The sequence below is a fragment of the Novosphingobium kaempferiae genome (assembly GCF_021227995.1).
Classification (GTDB): Bacteria; Pseudomonadota; Alphaproteobacteria; order Sphingomonadales; family Sphingomonadaceae; genus Novosphingobium; species Novosphingobium kaempferiae.
This window is the reverse complement of the sequence record NZ_CP089301.1, coordinates 4,672,831-4,690,015: the sequence shown is the minus strand read 5'-3', so window position 1 is coordinate 4,690,015 and position 17,185 is coordinate 4,672,831. Positions and strand designations below refer to the sequence as shown.

General features: G+C 66.7%; 20 protein-coding genes. 10 read left to right on the top strand and 10 right to left on the bottom strand.

Features of this window, described 5'->3' with window-relative positions:
• Positions 1-247: 247 nt before the first annotated feature.
• Genes LO787_RS21225 through LO787_RS21210 form a run of 4 tightly spaced genes read left to right on the top strand, consistent with a single transcriptional unit; the run spans position 248 to position 2,627 of the window.
• Positions 248-1,162 (top strand): SPFH domain-containing protein, encoded by a 915-nt coding sequence (locus LO787_RS21225; protein ID WP_232492967.1) that lies wholly within the window; start codon positions 248-250, stop codon positions 1,160-1,162.
• A gap of 8 nt (positions 1,163-1,170) precedes the next feature.
• Entirely contained in the window at positions 1,171-1,383 is a 213-nt protein-coding gene (locus LO787_RS21220) for a type II toxin-antitoxin system antitoxin (protein ID WP_232492966.1), read from the top strand.
• Positions 1,373-1,642, top strand: a complete 270-nt coding sequence (locus LO787_RS21215) for a hypothetical protein (RefSeq protein ID WP_232492965.1) — start codon at positions 1,373-1,375, stop codon at positions 1,640-1,642. The genes LO787_RS21220 and LO787_RS21215 overlap by 11 nt, the downstream gene beginning before the upstream one ends.
• A gap of 40 nt (positions 1,643-1,682) precedes the next feature.
• The gene (locus LO787_RS21210; protein WP_232492964.1) at positions 1,683-2,627 is read left to right on the top strand and encodes a right-handed parallel beta-helix repeat-containing protein; all 945 of its coding nucleotides are present in this window, start codon (positions 1,683-1,685) and stop codon (positions 2,625-2,627) included.
• Positions 2,628-2,736: 109 nt separating this feature from the next.
• Here the strand turns inward: LO787_RS21210 and LO787_RS21205 are convergent, their stop codons facing one another.
• The 4 genes from LO787_RS21205 to LO787_RS21190 all read right to left on the bottom strand — a co-directional run bounded on the left by LO787_RS21205 (position 2,737) and on the right by LO787_RS21190 (position 6,169).
• Positions 2,737-3,594 (bottom strand): dienelactone hydrolase family protein, encoded by an 858-nt coding sequence (locus LO787_RS21205; protein WP_232492963.1) that lies wholly within the window; start codon positions 3,592-3,594, stop codon positions 2,737-2,739.
• Between the two features lie 52 nt (positions 3,595-3,646).
• Positions 3,647-4,048 carry a VOC family protein gene (locus LO787_RS21200; protein ID WP_232492962.1) on the bottom strand — a complete coding sequence of 134 codons (402 nt, stop codon included), beginning with the start codon at positions 4,046-4,048 and terminating at the stop codon, positions 3,647-3,649.
• Between the two features lie 235 nt (positions 4,049-4,283).
• On the bottom strand, positions 4,284-5,138 hold the full coding sequence (purU, locus tag LO787_RS21195; protein WP_232492961.1) for a formyltetrahydrofolate deformylase: 855 nt from the start codon (positions 5,136-5,138) through the stop codon (positions 4,284-4,286).
• A gap of 11 nt (positions 5,139-5,149) precedes the next feature.
• Positions 5,150-6,169 (bottom strand): NAD(P)H-dependent flavin oxidoreductase, encoded by a 1,020-nt coding sequence (locus LO787_RS21190; RefSeq protein WP_232492960.1) that lies wholly within the window; start codon positions 6,167-6,169, stop codon positions 5,150-5,152.
• Between the two features lie 148 nt (positions 6,170-6,317).
• On the opposite strand from LO787_RS21190, the gene LO787_RS21185 reads away from it, so the two are divergent.
• The 3 genes from LO787_RS21185 to LO787_RS21175 all read left to right on the top strand — a co-directional run bounded on the left by LO787_RS21185 (position 6,318) and on the right by LO787_RS21175 (position 9,831).
• Positions 6,318-6,692: a hypothetical protein gene (locus LO787_RS21185; RefSeq protein ID WP_232492959.1), complete on the top strand. Its 375-nt coding sequence runs from the start codon at positions 6,318-6,320 to the stop codon at positions 6,690-6,692.
• Between the two features lie 135 nt (positions 6,693-6,827).
• Positions 6,828-8,342, top strand: coding sequence for a catalase (locus tag LO787_RS21180; RefSeq protein WP_276574170.1), 1,515 nt, complete (start codon positions 6,828-6,830; stop codon positions 8,340-8,342).
• Between the two features lie 193 nt (positions 8,343-8,535).
• Positions 8,536-9,831: an acetyl-CoA hydrolase/transferase family protein gene (locus LO787_RS21175; RefSeq protein ID WP_232492958.1), complete on the top strand. Its 1,296-nt coding sequence runs from the start codon at positions 8,536-8,538 to the stop codon at positions 9,829-9,831.
• 60 nt (positions 9,832-9,891) lie between these two features.
• On the opposite strand, the gene LO787_RS21170 is transcribed toward LO787_RS21175, so the two are convergent.
• On the bottom strand, positions 9,892-11,151 hold the full coding sequence (locus tag LO787_RS21170; protein ID WP_420847769.1) for an aspartate kinase: 1,260 nt from the start codon (positions 11,149-11,151) through the stop codon (positions 9,892-9,894).
• A gap of 83 nt (positions 11,152-11,234) precedes the next feature.
• On the opposite strand from LO787_RS21170, the gene ubiG reads away from it, so the two are divergent.
• Both ubiG and LO787_RS21160 read left to right on the top strand, forming a co-directional pair.
• Complete coding sequence (ubiG, locus tag LO787_RS21165; RefSeq protein ID WP_232492957.1) at positions 11,235-11,984, top strand: bifunctional 2-polyprenyl-6-hydroxyphenol methylase/3-demethylubiquinol 3-O-methyltransferase UbiG; 750 nt, start codon at positions 11,235-11,237, stop codon at positions 11,982-11,984.
• A 75-nt stretch (positions 11,985-12,059) separates the two neighbouring features.
• Positions 12,060-13,109: an NAD(P)H-dependent amine dehydrogenase family protein gene (locus LO787_RS21160; RefSeq protein WP_232492956.1), complete on the top strand. Its 1,050-nt coding sequence runs from the start codon at positions 12,060-12,062 to the stop codon at positions 13,107-13,109.
• On the opposite strand, the gene LO787_RS21155 is transcribed toward LO787_RS21160, so the two are convergent.
• From LO787_RS21155 to LO787_RS21140, 4 genes are all read right to left on the bottom strand, one after another.
• On the bottom strand, positions 13,106-13,618 hold the full coding sequence (locus tag LO787_RS21155) for an AAA family ATPase (protein WP_232492955.1): 513 nt from the start codon (positions 13,616-13,618) through the stop codon (positions 13,106-13,108). The two genes, LO787_RS21160 and LO787_RS21155, sit on opposite strands and share 4 nt — an antisense overlap.
• Positions 13,615-14,178, bottom strand: a complete 564-nt coding sequence (gene pnuC, locus LO787_RS21150) for a nicotinamide riboside transporter PnuC (protein ID WP_232492954.1) — start codon at positions 14,176-14,178, stop codon at positions 13,615-13,617. The genes LO787_RS21155 and pnuC overlap by 4 nt, the downstream gene beginning before the upstream one ends.
• A gap of 15 nt (positions 14,179-14,193) precedes the next feature.
• On the bottom strand, positions 14,194-14,541 hold the full coding sequence (locus tag LO787_RS21145; RefSeq protein WP_232492953.1) for an arsenate reductase: 348 nt from the start codon (positions 14,539-14,541) through the stop codon (positions 14,194-14,196).
• A gap of 97 nt (positions 14,542-14,638) precedes the next feature.
• The gene (locus LO787_RS21140) at positions 14,639-14,959 is read right to left on the bottom strand and encodes an antibiotic biosynthesis monooxygenase family protein (protein ID WP_232492952.1); all 321 of its coding nucleotides are present in this window, start codon (positions 14,957-14,959) and stop codon (positions 14,639-14,641) included.
• 177 nt (positions 14,960-15,136) lie between these two features.
• Here LO787_RS21140 and aroC point away from each other — a divergent pair, with 177 nt between their 5' ends.
• Positions 15,137-16,228 carry a chorismate synthase gene (aroC, locus tag LO787_RS21135; RefSeq protein ID WP_232492951.1) on the top strand — a complete coding sequence of 364 codons (1,092 nt, stop codon included), beginning with the start codon at positions 15,137-15,139 and terminating at the stop codon, positions 16,226-16,228.
• 293 nt (positions 16,229-16,521) lie between these two features.
• On the opposite strand, the gene LO787_RS21130 is transcribed toward aroC, so the two are convergent.
• Positions 16,522-16,962, bottom strand: coding sequence for a hypothetical protein (locus LO787_RS21130; RefSeq protein WP_232492950.1), 441 nt, complete (start codon positions 16,960-16,962; stop codon positions 16,522-16,524).
• Between the last annotated feature and the right edge of the window lie 223 nt (positions 16,963-17,185).

Below are 17,185 nucleotides of genomic sequence, written 5' to 3'. Positions count from 1 at the left end.
CCGGCCCGCAGAGGCCTAGATACGATCAAATCGCTCCAGCTTCAACCCATTCCTCCCCGAGCTCGTCTCGGGGAGGTGGCAGCCCGTCAGGGCTGACGGAGGGGGATTTGCCGGATTTTCCCCCTCCACCACCGCCTGCGGCGGCGGTCCCCCTCCCCGAGACAAGCTCGGGGAGGAATGCGCTCACTCTTGACCGCCCACCTCAATTCGATATTAAAGTGATATCACTTTTAGAGGGGTGCCACCGATGTCCGATTCGCATCTGCCCATCAACGCCAGCCGGGAGAGCACCGCCTCCACCCAGAGCGGCTACCTGATGCTCCTGATCTTCCTGATGCTGACCGCTGCGATCGTATTCTGCGTCATCACGCTCGCGTCGAGCGGCGATCCGAGCGAGGGCACGATCCTCGGCTTCCTGGCCTTCATCATTCCCGCGATCATCATGAACGTGCTGATCCTTTGCGGCTTCTACATGATCCAGCCCAACCAGGCCGCCGCGATCACGCTGTTCGGCAGCTACAAGGGCACCGACCGCACCGCCGGTCTGCGCTGGGTCTGGCCGTGGATGGGCAAGACCAAGATCTCGGTCCGCTCCAACAACGTGGTCTCCGAAAAGCTCAAGGTGAACGACCTGCGCGGCAACCCGATCGAGATCGCCACCAACGTGGTGTGGCGCGTGGCCGACACCGCGCAGGCGCTTTACGACGTGGACGACTACAAGGCCTTCGTGAACGTGCAGATCGAGGCCGCAGTGCGCTCCATCGGCTCGCGCTATGCCTACGACGATGTCGAGGACGCCGAGATCACCCTGCGCGGCAGCCACGAGCAGGTGAACGCCGAACTGCGCACCGAACTGATCGCGCGCCTGCAGGTGGCGGGCCTGACCGTGGACGAGTGCGGCCTCACCCACCTCGCCTACGCGCCCGAGATCGCCGGGGCCATGCTGCGCCGCCAGCAGGCCGAAGCCGTGATCGGCGCGCGTCGCAAGCTGGTGGAAGGCGCCGTCTCTATGGTCGAGATGGCCCTCGCCCAGCTGTCGGAAAAGAACGTTGTCGAACTCGACGACGAGCGCCGCGCGGCGATGGTGTCGAACCTCATGGTCGTCCTGTGCGGCGAGCGTGACACCCAGCCCGTCGTCAACACCGGCACGCTCTACTCGTAAGCGGTCCCATGGCGTCCCCCGGCAAGAAGGCCTTCGCGCTCCGTCTCGATCCGGCGCTCTACGCAGCGCTGGAGCGGGCGGCGGCGGCCGACTTCCGCTCGGTGAACGCACAGGTCGAAGTGCTGCTGCGCGAGGCCCTCGCCCGGCGCGGCGTCAAGGTGGAGAGCGGCGAGCCCGCCAAACGCGGCCGCCCACCGAAGGAGACGGACGATGCTTCATAAGCTGTTCGAGCGCGGAGACTGGTTCCCGCCGAAGCGCTACGGCTACGGCGCGGGCCTGCCGATCGCGTGGCAGGGCTGGTTCCTGATGGCGAGCTATCTCGGCACGCTTGCGGGCATCGCCTTGCTCGACAGGTCCGGGATGCCGGGCGGACGGGCGCTGGCCCTCGCGCTGTTCATCGTGGTGACGGCGTGCTTTCTCATCGCGGTGGCGCGACGCACGCAGGGCGGGTGGAAGTGGCGCTGGGGTCAGCGGGACTGACGTTAACCTGTCAGTTGCCGCCTCCCCCTAACCTGCGGCGATGATCCGCCTTTCCCGACTCGCGCTGCCGCTCACCACCCTGCTCGCTGCCATGTCCGCTCCCGCCACATCCGCGCCCGACGGGCCGTACACCGTAGTTGAAACCGGGCGCAGCTACAGCCGGTTGCAGGATGCGGTGGATGCCATCGGCGGCAAGCGCGGGACCATCCGCCTCGCCTCGATGCGCTTCGCCGACTGCGCGGTGCAGGATCGCGGCGACGTGACCTACCAGGCCGCCGTGCCCGGCCAGTCGATCCTCGACGGCGTAGCATGCGAGGGCAAGGCCGCCCTCGTCCTGCGGGGCCACGCGGCGCGGATAGAGGGGCTGGTCTTCGCCAACATCCGCGTCTCCGACCGCAACGGCGCAGGCATCCGGCTGGAGCACGGCGACCTTGCCGTCGGCCAGAGCTGGTTCCGCGACAGCGAACAGGGCATCCTCTCCGGCGACGATCCCGAGGGCACCATCGCCATCGACAAGTCCACCTTCACCCGGCTGGGCACCTGCGAGGGCGCGGGCTGCGCGCACTCGATCTACATCGGCAACTACGGTGCGCTGACGGTGACGCGCAGCCGCTTCGAGGCGGGCACCGGCGGCCACTACGCCAAGAGCCGCGCGGCGCGCACCGCCATCGTCAACTGCTGGTTCGACGATACGCACGGCACCGGCACCAACTACATGATCGACATGGCCGACGGCGCCACCGGAGAGATCACCGGCAACTGGTTCGTGCAGGGGCGCGACAAGGAGAACTATTCCGCCTTCATCGCCATCGCCGCCGAGCACCGGAACCATCCCTCGGGCGGGCTGCTGATCGCAGGCAACGACGCCAGCTTCGCCCCCGGCGTGGACCGCCGCAGCGCCTTCGTGGCGGACTGGTCCGGCGATGCGGTCAAGCTGGGCGAGAACACGCTGGGGCCGGGGTTGTTGCGGTACGAGCGGCGCTAGCCCCTAACGTTCGTCATTGCGAGCGTAGCGAAGCAATCCAGAGCGGCTCGTGCGACGCTGGATTGCTTCGCTACGCTCGCAATGACGAAGGGAGGAGTATCCCACCCCCTCACAACTTCGCGAACGTCGCCACCATCGCCTTCCATGCGCGATCCGCCTCGCCCGGATCGTAGGCGGGAGAGTCCGGCACGCACCAGCCATGGTCGGCAGCATAGACCTCGACCTGCGCCGGGCGCTTCGCGGCTTCCGCCGCCTTCTTCAGTTCGGTCTTGGCATCGGGTTGCTTGGCGTCGTCGTTGCGGGCGATGGCGAACATGAAGCTGGCCTTCGTGCCCGCCAGAACGCGGTGCGGACTGTCCGCCGCTTCCGTCACCAGCCCGGCGCCGTGGAGCGACACCGCCGCGCCGACGCGCGCGGGCACCGCTGCCGCCGTGCGCACGGTGAACGGCCCGCCCATGCAATAGCCGTTGCTGCCGATGCCACGCTTCCTGTCCACCGCGTCCTGCGTGTCGAGGAACGCGACATAGGCCTTGGCATCGCGCGTGATAGCATCGGGCGTCAGCGCCGCGCGCATCGGGCCGATCTTTGCCTGCCCCTCGGGCGTGCGGTACTCGGCGAAGCTCTGCATCACCGGCGCGGGGCCGGAGCGGTAGTACTGGTTCACCACCAGCACCGCGAAGCCCTGCGCGGCGAGGTTGCGGGCCATGATCTTCTTGGCCTCGCGCAGACCCGCGATGTCCGGCCACATGACGATGCCGGGATGCGCGCCCTTGCCCGGATGGACGAAGAACGCATCGCACACGCCGTCGGTCGTGGTGATCGAAACCATGCGCTCGCTCACCGAACCGCCTTCCGCCGCGACCGCGCCGCAGCCCGCCAGCGCCGCGCCCATGCCGAGCACGGCAAAGGTGCGACGGTCGATACCGCCCGTTTCCGCGAAATCCTCGGGGGCAAGATCGTCACACATGGCACTGGTCTCCGCTGGTTGCGGGTGCAACCTAACCAGAGCTGACGGGAACTCAATCGCCGTTGAAATTCAGCTCGATGTTCACCGCGTTGGGATCGGCGAGGAACAGCTGGCGCAGGCCGATGTGGGTGAGGTCGTTGAAGCGATAGGCGATGCCCATGCCGTCCAGCTTGTCGCGCATCGCTTCGAAACCCTGGCAGCGCAGCGCGACATGGTGGAAGCCATTGGTGGACTGGCCGGGCAGGTAGTCGTCGTAGCGGCCCGGCGCCGTCGTGCGGTCAACGAGGTGGATGATCGGCAGCCCGCCGGTATCGCGCATCCAGTAGCCCGCCGTACCCGCGCGGATCGAGGGGTTCTCGCTGCGTATCAGGCCGAGCACGGCCTCGTAGAAGCTGGCGGTGGCTTCGAGGTCGTCGGTCAGGATGTTGACGTGATCGATTCCGCTGACCTGCATGCCGTGCTCTCCCGTGGTTGCCGGTGTTGTCGCGCATGGCGGGCCTTGGGGCAAGGGTGGTGAGGTTGCGTCCTGCCGCCGGGGCTTCGACAAGCTCAGCCTGAGCGGTATTTAGAGCAAATCTATCAAATCCGCTCAGGCTGAGCTTGTCGAAGCCCCGGCGTGCAAGGCACCCCACCGCGAACTGGCCCGTTCCTGGCCAGCGGTCCCGGATCAAGTCCGGGACGACGACCTCTCAGCTCCTGAAAACCACCGTGCGCGCGCCGTTGATGAGGACGCGGTCCTCAAGGTGCAACCGCACCGCTTCGGCCAGCACGCGGCGTTCGATGTCGCGGCCGGTGCGGACCATGTCCTCGGGCGTGTCGGCGTGAGTCACGGGCTCCACGTCCTGATGGATGATCGGCCCTTCGTCGAGGTCCGCCGTTACGTAATGCGCCGTCGCGCCGATCATCTTCACGCCGCGCGCGTGGGCCTGGTGGTAGGGCTTGGCGCCCTTGAAGCCCGGCAGGAACGAGTGGTGGATGTTGATGCAGCGGCCCGAGAGGAACGCCGCCATCTCGTCCGAGAGGATCTGCATGTAGCGCGCCAGCACCACCAGTTCCGCGCGCGTCTCGTCGACGATGGCGCGGACCTGCGCTTCCTGCTCGGCCTTGTTCGCCTTCGTCACCGGCAGGTGATGGAAGGGAATGTCGCCCAGCATCAGCGTGTTGATCGCCTCGCGCGGGTGGTTGGAGACGACGCCGACGATCTCCATGCCGATCTCGCCGATGCGATGGCGATAGAGCAGGTCGGCAAGGCAGTGGTCGAACTTGCTGACCATCAGCAGCACGCGGCGCGGACGGTCACGGCGCTGCATCGACCAGGCCATGCCGTATTCGTGCGCGATGGGACCGAACCCCTCGCGGATATCCTCGCGGTCGGTTGCGCCCGGATCGAACGCCACGCGCATGAAGAAGCGGCGCTGCTCGATGTCGTCGAACTGCTGCGCCTCGATGATGTTGGCCCCCATCTGCGCGAGGTAGCCCGTCACCCGTGCGACGATGCCCGGACGATCGGCGCAGGAGAACGCGAGGATCAGCGGTTCGGTCATGCTGCCGGTCCTCAGGCCGCGACGCGGTTGGTCAGGGCGGCTTCGCTCTCGGCCATGAGTGCGGCGATGATCTCGGCCACCGGCTCTTCCTTGCCGACCATACCGACCGACTGGCCCGCCATGATCGAGCCGCTCTCCACGTCGCCGTCGATCACTGCGCGGCGCAGGGCTCCGGCCCAGAAGTGCTCGATCTTGAGCTGAGCCTCGCCCATGTCCACCTCACCGGCATCGAGCAGGCGCGCGACTTCGATCTGCTTGGCGGTGAACTCCTCGGTGCCCTTGTTCTTGAGCGCGCGGACGGGGATCACCGGCAGGCGCGGGTCGACCTGCACCGAAGCGACGGCATCGCGGGCGGAGGCGCGGAAGAACGCCTTCTTGAAGTCGGCATGGGCAATCGATTCGCTTGCGCAGGCGAAGCGGGTGCCAAGCTGCACGCCTGCCGCGCCCATCTCCAGATATCCGGCGATCGCCTCGCCCCGGCCGATGCCGCCCGCGACGAAGACAAGGTTGTCGGCGGCAAGCGTCGGCAGGATCTCCTGCGCCAGCACCGAGGTCGAGACAGGGCCGATGTGGCCGCCCGCTTCCATGCCCTCGATCACCAGCGCGTCCGCGCCCGAACGCAGCAGCTTCTTGCCGAGCGCCAGCGTGGGCGCGAAGCAAATGACCTTGGCCCCGTTGGCCTTGATCGCCTCGACGCTGCCCTTGGGCGGGATTCCGCCCGCGAGGACGACGTGGGTAACGCCGTGCTTGGCGCAGACGTCGATCAGTTCGAACAGCGCCGGGTGCATGGTGATGAGGTTGACGCCGAACGGCTTGCCAGTCAGCGCCTTGGTCGCCGCGATCTCGGCATCGAGCAGCGCGGGCGTCATCGCCCCGCAGGCGATCACGCCGAAGCCGCCCGCATTGCTGATCGCCGAAACGAGGTTGCGCTCGGACACCCAGGACATCGCGCCGCACAGGATGGCAGTCTCGCTGCCGAGGAATTCGCAGCCACGCGCCATCAGCGCGGAAGTCTTGGAGTAAGCGGTCATGAAGGTCCCATAGCCCGGATTTTTCTACAGCCGTGCGCCATAGGGTGACGAAACGCCCCAGACAAGCGGCGAGCGAAGGAACCGAACGCGGACAGGCGCATTGTGCTGAGGCATACTTGCAAGGTGCAAAACAGGGGTCACATATAATATGCAGCACGACGACGAGCCGCTGGGTGGAGTCACGACGCCTTCCGGCGCGCCCGAAAACGCAGGCGCAGGGCCGCAGGCTACATCATCGGCCATCGACGAAAGGCTGTTCGAGGATATCCTCGATCTGGAAGGTGCGCTGCGCCTCACCACGCAGGCGACCGCCGGTCTCGGCGCTCCGCGTGCGGGAGAGATTGAGGCGCTGGGCCGCCAGTTGCCGGAACCGGCCGGCTCCCGCCTCCAGCAATTCGCCAACGATATCCGCGCGGCCACGCAGGCCGGCAACATCATGGGTGTTCGCGAGGCGCAACTGGGCGTAATAGATTCGCTGACCGCGCTGCGCACAGCGGTGTGGTCGACGAGTTCCGAAGATTGAGCCCCAGTTCCATCGTTTTCTTCGATTACTCTTAGATGTTCGTATAGCTTCTCCGACCCAGGGGGCTCCGATAGGTCTTCGGTATGACGCCTCTGGGCGGATAAAATCGACCATGACCGAGAAGGAGCCCCAGCGATGCACGGATCCAACCCCGAAGACGGCAAGTGCCCCTACAGCGCGACCCCGCTGACCACCCAGTTCGGCGCGCCCGTCATCGACAATTCCAACTCGATGACCGCAGGCCCGCGCGGCCCCCTGCTGATGCAGGATGTCTGGCTGCTGGAGAAGCTCGCCAACCTCAACCGCGAAGTCATTCCCGAACGCCGCATGCACGCCAAGGGATCGGGCGCGTTCGGCACCTTCACCGTCACCGGTGACGTCTCGAAGTACACCCGCGCGAAGTTCTTGGCGGAAAAGGGCAAGCAGACCGAGATGTTCGCCCGCTTCACCACCGTGGCGGGCGAGCGCGGCGCGGCCGATGCTGAGCGCGACATTCGCGGCTTCGCGGTGAAGTTCTACACCGAGGAAGGCAACTGGGACATGGTCGGCAACAACACGCCGGTCTTCTTCGTGCGCGATCCCCGTCACTTCGCCGATCTCAACAAGGCGGTGAAGCGCGACCCGCGCACCAACATGCGCAGCGCCACGAACAACTGGGACTTCTGGACCCTGCTGCCCGAGGCGTTCCATCAGGTCACCTACGTGATGGGCGACCGCGGCATTCCCAAGTCGTACCGCCACATGGACGGCTTCTCCAGCCACACCTACTCTTTCTACAACGAGGCGGGTGAGCGGTTCTGGGTGAAGTGGCACTTCAAGACCCAGCAGGGCCACGCGCACCTGACCGATGCCGAAGCGGCCGAAGTCGTCGCCGGTGACCGCGAGAGCAACCAGCGCGATCTCTACGAAGCGATCGAGCGCGGCGAGTTCCCGAAGTGGAAGGTCATGGTCCAGATCATGCCCGAGGCCGAGGCCGAGACCTGCGGCTTCCACCCCTTCGATCTCACCAAGGTCTGGTCGCAGAAGGTCTATCCGCTGATCGAGGTCGGCATGATGGAACTGAACCGCAACCCGGAGAACTTCTTCGCGGACGTGGAGCAGAGCGCCTTCAGCCCTTCCAACCTCGTCCCCGGCATCGGCGTCTCGCCCGACAAGATGCTGCAGGCGCGCCTGTTCGCCTACTCGGATGCGCAGCGCTACCGCCTCGGCGTCAATCACCACCAGATCCCCGTCAACGCCGCGCGCTGCCCGGTATTCAACAACCAGCGTGACGGTCAGGGCCGCGTGGACGGGAACTACGGCGGGCGTCCGCACTACCACCCGAACTCGTTCGACCAGTGGCAGGGCCAGCCCGAATTCCGCGAACCGCCGCTGCGCGTCTCGGGCGATGCGGACTTCTGGAACTTCCGCGAGGATGACGACGACTATTACAGCCAGCCGCGCGCGCTGTTCCACCTGATGGACGACGCGCAGAAGGAGCGCCTGTTCGGCAACACCGCCCGCGCCATGGGCGACGCGCCGGAGTTCATCAAGCAGCGCCACATCGACAACGCCACCCGCTGCGATCCCGCCTACGGCGCGGGCGTGGCGGCAGCGCTGGGCATGAGCGTCAGCGCCCAGCTTTCGCCGGAGCCTGAACTGGCGGACTGACCTTCCGGCGAGCCGCCCGCGCGTTCCCCCTCGCGCACGGGCGGCCCCGGCAGCGGCGGCAAGCGCCGCACAAAGCCTCACGCGCCACCCCCGGCGCGTGAGGTTTTTGTTTGGGCGATTGCGGCGCCAGCATTTGCGCATTTCGCAACGGCAAGCCTATCCTGCACCCACAAGATACGAAGGGAGCGGGACGATGGACCCAAGGCGGCTATATGCCGAGAAGCTGGCGAGCGCCGACGAGGCGGTGCGCCTGATCTCCAGCGACAGCGACATGGCGATGGGCATGGCCGTGGCCGAACCGCCCGCGATCCTCGCCGCCCTTGCCCGCCGGGCCGAAGCGGGAACGCTCCACGACCTGCGCGTCTGGTATCTGCTCTCTCAGTCCCACGCCGGATCGACGATCCTGCGCCGCGACCTGTTGGGCGCGATCCGGCCGCGCTGCATCTTCATGAGCGGGGTGGAGCGCAAGCTGATCGCCGCCGACCCGACCGCCGCTGCGCTGATCGACTTCGTGCCTTGCGCCTTCAGCGGCTCGCCCCGCCTTCTGCGCGACGAACTTGCACTCGACGCCTGCGTGCTCACCGTCTCGCCGATGGACGAGGACGGATACTTCAGCTTCGGCGTCGCCAACGACTACACGTCGGTCGCGGCGCATTGTGCCCGGACTGTCATCGTCGAAGTGAACCCGGCGATGCCGCGCGTGGCCTGCTCGACGCCGCTCCATGTCTCGCAGGTGAGCGCGGTGGTGGAGAACGCCGTGCCCCTCCTCGCCTTCGGGGAGCAGGCCGCCGCGCCCGAGGACGAGGCCATCGCCGCCCACATCGCCGCGCTTGTCGATGATGGCGCCTGCCTGCAGATGGGCATCGGCAACCTGCCCGCCGCCGTGTGCAGCCGCATCGGCAACCGCGCCGACCTCGGCATCCATACCGAGCTGCTGACACCGCCGCTGGCCGCGCTGGCGCAGTCGGGCGCCGTCACCAACCGCCGCAAGGCCACGCATCCGGGCCGCAGCGTCTATGCCTTCGCGATGGGCGACGCGCCGTTCTACCGCTGGATGGACGGCAATGCGCAGCTCTATTCCCTGCCCGTCGACGTGGTGAACGATCCTGCGGAAATCGGGCGCAACGAACATGTCGTCTCGGTCAACGCCACCATCCAGGTCGACCTGCAGGGCGCGTGCAATTCCGAATTCATGGGCGGTCGCCAGCATTCCGCGGCGGGCGGCCAGCTCGATTTCGTGCGCGGGGCCGCTGCCTCGAAGCGCGGTGTATCGGTCATCGCCTGCCGCTCCACCGCAAAGGGCGGGACACTGAGCCGCATCGTCCCGCGCCTCGACGGCCCGGTGACGACGCCGCGCAACGACGTCCACTGGATCGTCACCGAGCACGGCGCCGCGAATCTGCGCGGCAAGTCGCTGCATGAGAGGGCGGAGCTGCTGATCGGGCTGGCCGACCCGAAGTTCAGGGACGAACTGGCAAAGGCGCTCTGATACGAAAAAGGCGGCGCTCGTCGCGCCGCCTCTTCCGCATTACCGTAGTGACGGGGACCGTCAGGCCGCCGCGTCAAGCCCGTAGGCGGTGTGCAGCACGCGCACCGCAAGCTCGGTCTCGTCGGTGTCGATCAGGACCGAGACCTTGATCTCGCTGGTCGAGATGGCGATGATGTTGATGCCGCGATCGGCCAGCGTCTTGAACATCGTCGCCGCGACGCCCGCATGGCTGCGCATGCCGACGCCCACGACGCTGATCTTCGCCACGTTGCCCTCGGCGATCATGCGGTAGAAGCCGATGGCTTCCTTGCGCTCTTCCAGCATCGCCTGCGCGCGGGCGAGGTCGGCCTGCGGCACCGTGAAGGTGACGTCGGTCTCGCCCTTGTCCTTGGCGACGTTCTGGATGATCATGTCGACGTTGATGTTCGATTCCGCCAGCGGCGCAAAGATCGACGCCACCGCGCCCGGACGGTCCGCAATGCGGGTCAGGGTGATCTTCGCCTCGTTCTTGTCGGCGGCGATGCCGGTGATGAGCTGGCGTTCCATATCGCTTCCTTCAAGTTCTTCGTCGCTGACGATCAGGGTTCCGGGGATGGTGTCCGCAGCCGGGGCGGTCTCGTCGATGAACGAGGACAGCACCTGCACGCGCACGTTCTCCTTCATGGCGAGGGAGACCGAGCGGGTCTGCAGCACCTTGGAGCCGACCGAGGCCAGTTCCAGCATTTCCTCATACGTCACCAGCGGCAGTTTGCGCGCCTTGGCGACGATGCGCGGGTCGGTGGTGTAGACGCCGTCGACGTCGGTGTAGATGTCGCAGCGGTCGGCCTTGACCGCCGCGGCCACCGCCACCGCCGAAGTGTCCGAGCCGCCACGGCCCAGCGTGGTCACGCGGTTGTCCGGCGAAACGCCCTGGAAGCCCGGGATCACCGCAATCTCGCCCGCCGCCATCGAGGCGATGAGGGCGTCCGAATCGATTTCCTCGATGCGGGCCTTGGCGTGGGCGTCGTCGGTCTTGATCGGCACCTGCCAGCCCAGCCACGAACGCGCCTTGCAGCCCATCGACTGCAGCGTCAGCGCCAGCAGGCCGGAGGTGACCTGTTCGCCCGAGGCGACGACCACGTCGTATTCGGCGGGATCGTAGAGCGCGTTGGCTTCGCGGCAGAAGTTGACGAGGCGGTCGGTCTCGCCCGCCATCGCGGAAACCACCACGGCCACTTCGTGCCCGGCTTCCTGCTGGCGTTTGACGATCCCCGCCACGCGCCGGATTCGCTCGGACCCGGCCATGGAAGTGCCGCCGAATTTCATCACGATACGAGCCAAGGCGCCGTTGCTCCCCTGCGTAAAACACCCGCGCGACATGCCCGGGTGTGGATAAGAGTCGGCGGCGCTGTTAGGGGGGGATCATGGACAATGCAACTGCCTCTCTTACCCCTTCCGGCGCAACAATCGATCCGAAGGAGGCCGCCCACTTCGGCGCGCTCGCCGCCGAATGGTGGGATCCGAAGGGCACTTCGGCGATGCTCCACAAGCTGAACCCGGTCCGCCTCGCCTTTATCCGCGAGGCGATCGACGGCCATTTCGGCACGGATTCGCGGTCGTTGAAGCCGCTCGCGGGCAAGCGCGCCCTCGACGCGGGCTGCGGCGCGGGCCTGCTGTGCGAGCCGCTGGCCCGCATGGGCGCCGCCGTCACCGGCGTCGACGCCGCGCCGGAGAACGCCGCCGCCGCCCGCGCCCATGCCGAAGCGGGCGGCCTCTCCATCGACTACCGCGCAGGGGAACTCGGGTCGCTCGGCCTCTCTGGATTCGATCTCGTCTGCTCGCTCGAAGTGATCGAGCACGTCACCGACAAGGCCGCCTTCATCGGCCAGCTTGCCGGTGCCCTGGCCGATGACGGGCTGATGATCCTCTCCTGCCCCAACCGCACCGCCCGCTCACGCGTGCTGCTGGTGGAGGCCGCCGAACGGCTCGGCCAGGTGCCGCGCGGCACCCACGAATGGAGCCAGTTCGTCACCCCTGAGGAACTGCACGATCTGGCGGCGGGCGCGGGTCTGGAACTCGGCACCCCGCGCGGCATCTCGTGGTCGCCGCTAAAGGGGCTGCACCTCTCGGACGATCTCTCGCTCAACTTCATCGCGACCGCGCGCAAGGCCTGATCCCCGCGCGGGGACTACCCTCCCCGCGCCGCCCGCCCGACACTCGCCCGAAACGGGCCGAAGCGGGAGAGTGAGATGGACAAGCTGCGCGTCATCCAGTGGACCACCGGCAAGGTCGGCAAGCATGCCCTGCGCGCCATCCTCGACGATCCGCGACTGGAACTGGCGGGCTGCTATGCGTGGTCGGACGCCAAGAAGGGTGAGGATGCCGGTGCGCTGTGCGGGCGGCCCGACACCGGGATCGCCGCCACCAACGACATCGACGCCCTCATCGCACTCGGCGCCGATACGGTGCTCTATACGCCGTTCGAGGCCGATCTGGACCATGCCGTGCGGCTGCTGGAGAGTGGGCTGGACGTGATCTCGACCAACCTGTTCCTCAACGTCGGCGGCATTCGCGGCGCGGTGAAGGACCGGCTGGAGGCGGCCTGCGCGAAGGGCGGTTCCTCGCTCTACATCACCGGCATCAACCCCGGCTGGATCAACTCGGTCATCGCCAGCATGACCGCGATCTGCCGCGACGTGCGCTCGGTCGCGATCACCGAATCGGCCGATTGCTCGGTCTATGAATCTGTGGAGACCTGGGGCTTCCTCGGCATCGGCGAGCCCGGCGGCATGACCGAGGAACTGGCGGGGCGCGCGCAGGCGTGGCTGATCCTGTTCCGCGACGCGGTGGAGAGGATCGGCGACGCGCTGGGCCTCGCCTTCGACGACATCGAGTTCTTCTGCGAATACGCCACCGCCGCCGAGGACGTCGACCTTGGCTGGCTGCGGATGGACAAGGGCACCAATGCCGCCCTGCGCGGTGGCTGGCGCGGCAAGCTGGGCGGCGAGACGGTCGTGAGCCTGACGGTGATCTGGTATCTCACCCGCAAGCTCGCCGAAGGCTGGGCCATCGACGACGACCAGTACCACCTCGTCGTCGAAGGGGAGCCGAGCATCGACACCCGCATGCGCCTGATCCCGGCAGAGCACTGGAAGAACCACGACTGGGACATCATGACCGCCCTGCCCGCCGTCAGCGCGGTGCCGCAGATCAAGGCGGCGAGGCCGGGCGTGCTCGGGCTGCTCGACGCCGGCCTGCCGGTCGCTCCGGTGGGTGAATGGAAGCGGGCGCGCCGCTAAGCCGCTAGCAGCCCCTCGATCGCGGCCACCGCCTTCGCCTCGCGCTCCTCCCATGTCCCGGCGATGCGCACGAAGGGCACCCCGGCGTGCAGAAGCGCCTCCTCCGCCAGCGCGGCGAAGCGGGCGCGGGTCTGGTCCTCGCCGAAGAAGCGGGTGCCGTCCTCGCGCCAGGGCACGTCCGCCTCGAACAGCAAGTAGAGGTCGGCCTTGGGATAAGTGAGAAGCTGCTCCGGCACTTCGCCGAACAGCATCTGCGCCCAGGCCGCCGTCATCAGCTGGTCGGTGTCGAACAGCAGCACCTCGGGCGCGTCCTGCATCGCCCTGCGATTGGCGCGGGCCTGACCTTCGGCGATGACGAGAAGGTCGGTCATCGTCAGGTCGATGCCGTTCTCCTCGCAATAGGTCCGCCCGTATTCGGGCACGAAAGGCCAGCCGCGGGTGACGAGGAAGCGCTCGCACAGCACGGATTTCCCCGTGCTCTCGGCGCCGTGGAGGCAGACGGTCTTCATGATTGCTTTCTGTACGCCGCGATCCATTCGCGCAGGCCCAGCGCCGACATCACCAGGAACACGGTATAGAGCGCGGCGGTCGGCCACAGGCCCTTGGTGACGTAGACCGCGACCGATGCCACATCGATCAGGATCCACAGCACCCAGTTCTCGATCCGGCGGAAGCCGAGCAGGATCTGCGCGGCGATACTGGCCCCGGCGATGGCCGCATCGGCATAAGGCAGCGAGGCGTCGGTGAAGCGGTGCATCACCCAACCAAGGTTGAGCGCCAGCGCCGCCGTGGCCGTCGCCCAGACGAGGCGGCTGAGATTGCCCAGCCAGCGCACCGGCACCTGCGAATCGCCCTCGCCGGCGCGCACCCAGAGCCACCAGCCCCAAGCCTGCGCGGCGAAGAAGAACAGCTGGAGCCCGGCCTCTCCGTAAAGCTTGGCCTCGAAGAACACGACGGCGTAGAGCGCCACCATCGCCATGCCGAACGGGTAGTTCCACACGCTGCGCCGCACCAGCAGCGCGATGTTCGCAAGGCCGAGCGCGGCCGCGATCCATTCGACCCAGTTCACGGCTTCAGACCCGAATCAGGCCAGCGCCGCCGCCCACTCGGGCTCCTTGAAGCCGACGAGAACGCCCCCGGGATGCTCGACCACGGGCCGCTTGATCGTGCTGGGATTGGCGACCATCAGCGCGATCGCCTTGCCCGCATCGAGGTCGGCCTTGTCGGCATCGGGCAGCTTGCGGAAAGTGGTGCCCGCGCGGTTCAGCACCTTGTCGAGACCGGCCGCGTCGATCCACGTCGCCAGCTTCTCGGGAGCCGCGCCTTCCTTCTTGTAGTCGTGGAAGGTGTAGGCCAGCCCCTGCGCATCGAGCCAGACACGCGCCTTCTTCACGGTGTCGCAGTTGGGGATGCCGTAGACCTCGATCGCCATGCCGTACCTATCGTGCTGGATCGCAGGGATAATCGCAAGGAATGCGCCTGCCTTGCACGGGGCGATACACGAAGCCGTGGGCGGTGAATACCCGCGTTCAGCCCTGCGGCGCGGCGCTCATGTCGAAGCGCTGCACCCTTGGCACATCGCAGGCGTAGAGCGTGTATTCCTGATAGTACTCCGCACGCCCGCGCTGCTGGACGACGACGTGTTCGGCATGGCGCGCCCAGGCTGCTGCATGCTCCGCGCTTTCCCATTCCGACATGGACAGAACTTCCCCGTCGTCCGCCGTGTAGCTGCGGAACAGGAGGAACCCGGGCTGCGCCTCGGCGAGCGCCTCCATCTCCATCGAATCGTGGATATAGGCGTCGACGTCGATGTCGGCACGCTTGCGGTTGCGGAATACGACCAGAAACATCGTTCTCCCCTGCCGATGCCAAACCGAATCGACAAGTGTTCAAAGGGACCGTTTTGAGCGGGAAGTGTCTCGTCATGGGAACGATTACGTCCAATGCGGGCGCATCGCCCCGATCCGACCGCCGCAGTGTACTCCACTGGACAAACCGCGCGTTTGCCGACAAGGCGCAGAGCCATCATGAGCGTGAACAGCTTCGGCCGCCTTTTCCGTTTCACCACCTGGGGCGAAAGCCACGGGCCCGCCATCGGTGCGGTCGTCGACGGGTGCCCGCCGGGCCTCTCCATCGACGAGAGCGTGATCCAGCCCTTCCTCGACGCGCGCCGTCCGGGGCAGTCGAAGTTCACCACCCAGCGACAGGAGCCGGACCAGGTCCGCATCCTCTCGGGCGTGTTCGAAGGCCGCACCACCGGCACCCCGATCAGCCTGATGATCGAGAACGTCGACCAGCGCTCCAAGGACTACTCCGAGGTCGCGGTCGCCTATCGCCCGGGCCATGCCGACTATGCCTATGACGCCAAGTACGGTTTCCGCGACTATCGCGGCGGCGGGCGTTCCTCCGCGCGCGAAACCGCCAGCCGCGTGGCGGCGGGGGCGGTGGCGCGGCTCGTCATCCCCGAGGTGAAGATCCTCGCCTACGTCTCCGAGATCGGCGGCGACATGATCGACCCCGGCAAGTTCGACGAGGCCGAGATCACCCAGAACCCATTCTTCTGCCCCGATGCCGCCGCCGCGCAGCGCTGGGAGAAGATCGTCGATGATGCCCGCAAGTCCGGCTCCTCGGTTGGCGCGGTGGTGGAATGCTACGCCAGCGGCGTGCCCGCCGGCTGGGGCGCGCCGCTCTACGGCAAGCTCGACGCGGACCTTGCGGCGGCGATGATGGGCATCAACGCGGTCAAGGGCATCGAGATCGGCGACGGCTTCGCCGCCGCGCGCCTTTCGGGCGAGCAGAACGCCGACCCGATGCGGCCCGCCAAAGTCCAGGGCGCCGAAGGACCGGACGGCGCGCCGGAGTTCCTGGCGAACCACGCGGGCGGCATCGCCGGGGGCATCTCGACCGGCCAGCCGGTGACGTGCCGCGTGGCGTTCAAGCCGACCAGCTCGATCCTGACCCCGCAGCAGACCATCAACCGTTCCGGCGAAGCGACCGAAATGTTCACCAAGGGCCGCCACGACCCCTGTGTCGGCATCCGCGGCGTGCCGGTGGTGGAGGCGATGATGGCGCTCGTCCTCGCCGACCACAAACTGCTCCACCGGGGGCAGTGCGGGTAATCGGGCGGCTGAACTGACCGCCTCGGGTCGTGCCGCAAGGCGACAGGTTTACACGGTTTACACGGTCCAGAGGGCAAACCTGTCACCTTGGGGCGGAATGTGTCGCCTTGTGGGTGCAGAGTGTCGCCTTCCCCGGGAAATGTGTCGCCTTGTGCGCCGAAAGTGTCGTCTTGTGGCGGCGTGCATCGGGCGTGCGGGAGAATGACGTGGCTGGGCGGGACATTCGCGCAGGCTACCGTGGGCATGGGGCTGTAGGAAAGCGGGCTGTCGGGATAGGGTTCGGTTCGACCGTCTCAACGATCTTGCCGCGCACGCGATTTGCCGCGCAGGACAAGACAGGCGATCGGAACATGCAGACCTGCGATCACAGAGCCGAACAGCGGACAGACCCCGCGCATGAACGAACCGTCAAAAAACAGGCCTTGAATTACAAGGCCAAGCAAGCCACCAATGAGTGAGACGATAAAGAAGTCGACCACGGGCTGCTGAATAAAGCTGTCGCCATGGAAATAGACGACCGGCACGGCAACCAGCAATATCAGCGGACCCGTCAGAATTACGCTTATAAGCGCAAGCTGCGTGGCAGCAAAGAATAACCCCACAAGATAATCGTCTTCCGCCATATTGCGCCAGGAAACACATAATACGTAAATGAATGACGCAACAGTGCTTCCGATTGCCGCAGAAAAGCCGGGAATGGCGAATGCGTAAAGAGGGTTCCGCTCGACAGTCATGCCGCAATTCTAGACGGGTTCGATAAAATTTTCTTGAACGCCCATGACCACAAACGTCCTGCTGCCGGACGCAACGCAATCGTCGTCCCGGACTCGATCCGGGACCGCTGGCTGCTCTTGAGGCGATAGCTTTGAATGAGTCACTGCGACGTGGCGCTGGCACTCAAGCTCGGGCGGTTTTGCCAGCGATCCCGGCCTGCGCCGGGATGACGGAAAAGATCGG

Coding starts and splice junctions, on each gene's coding strand:
- LO787_RS21225 (WP_232492967.1), top strand. CDS start 248: ATGTCCGATTCGCATCTGCCCATCAACGCCAGCCGGGAGAGCACCGCC.
- LO787_RS21220 (WP_232492966.1), top strand. CDS start 1,171: ATGGCGTCCCCCGGCAAGAAGGCCTTCGCGCTCCGTCTCGATCCGGCG.
- LO787_RS21215 (WP_232492965.1), top strand. CDS start 1,373: ATGCTTCATAAGCTGTTCGAGCGCGGAGACTGGTTCCCGCCGAAGCGC.
- LO787_RS21210 (WP_232492964.1), top strand. CDS start 1,683: ATGATCCGCCTTTCCCGACTCGCGCTGCCGCTCACCACCCTGCTCGCT.
- LO787_RS21205 (WP_232492963.1), bottom strand. CDS start 3,594: ATGTGTGACGATCTTGCCCCCGAGGATTTCGCGGAAACGGGCGGTATC.
- LO787_RS21200 (WP_232492962.1), bottom strand. CDS start 4,048: ATGCAGGTCAGCGGAATCGATCACGTCAACATCCTGACCGACGACCTC.
- purU (WP_232492961.1), bottom strand. CDS start 5,138: ATGACCGAACCGCTGATCCTCGCGTTCTCCTGCGCCGATCGTCCGGGC.
- LO787_RS21190 (WP_232492960.1), bottom strand. CDS start 6,169: ATGACCGCTTACTCCAAGACTTCCGCGCTGATGGCGCGTGGCTGCGAA.
- LO787_RS21185 (WP_232492959.1), top strand. CDS start 6,318: ATGCAGCACGACGACGAGCCGCTGGGTGGAGTCACGACGCCTTCCGGC.
- LO787_RS21180 (WP_276574170.1), top strand. CDS start 6,828: ATGCACGGATCCAACCCCGAAGACGGCAAGTGCCCCTACAGCGCGACC.
- LO787_RS21175 (WP_232492958.1), top strand. CDS start 8,536: ATGGACCCAAGGCGGCTATATGCCGAGAAGCTGGCGAGCGCCGACGAG.
- ubiG (WP_232492957.1), top strand. CDS start 11,235: ATGGACAATGCAACTGCCTCTCTTACCCCTTCCGGCGCAACAATCGAT.
- LO787_RS21160 (WP_232492956.1), top strand. CDS start 12,060: ATGGACAAGCTGCGCGTCATCCAGTGGACCACCGGCAAGGTCGGCAAG.
- LO787_RS21155 (WP_232492955.1), bottom strand. CDS start 13,618: ATGAAGACCGTCTGCCTCCACGGCGCCGAGAGCACGGGGAAATCCGTG.
- LO787_RS21145 (WP_232492953.1), bottom strand. CDS start 14,541: ATGGCGATCGAGGTCTACGGCATCCCCAACTGCGACACCGTGAAGAAG.
- LO787_RS21140 (WP_232492952.1), bottom strand. CDS start 14,959: ATGTTTCTGGTCGTATTCCGCAACCGCAAGCGTGCCGACATCGACGTC.
- aroC (WP_232492951.1), top strand. CDS start 15,137: ATGAGCGTGAACAGCTTCGGCCGCCTTTTCCGTTTCACCACCTGGGGC.
- LO787_RS21130 (WP_232492950.1), bottom strand. CDS start 16,962: ATGACTGTCGAGCGGAACCCTCTTTACGCATTCGCCATTCCCGGCTTT.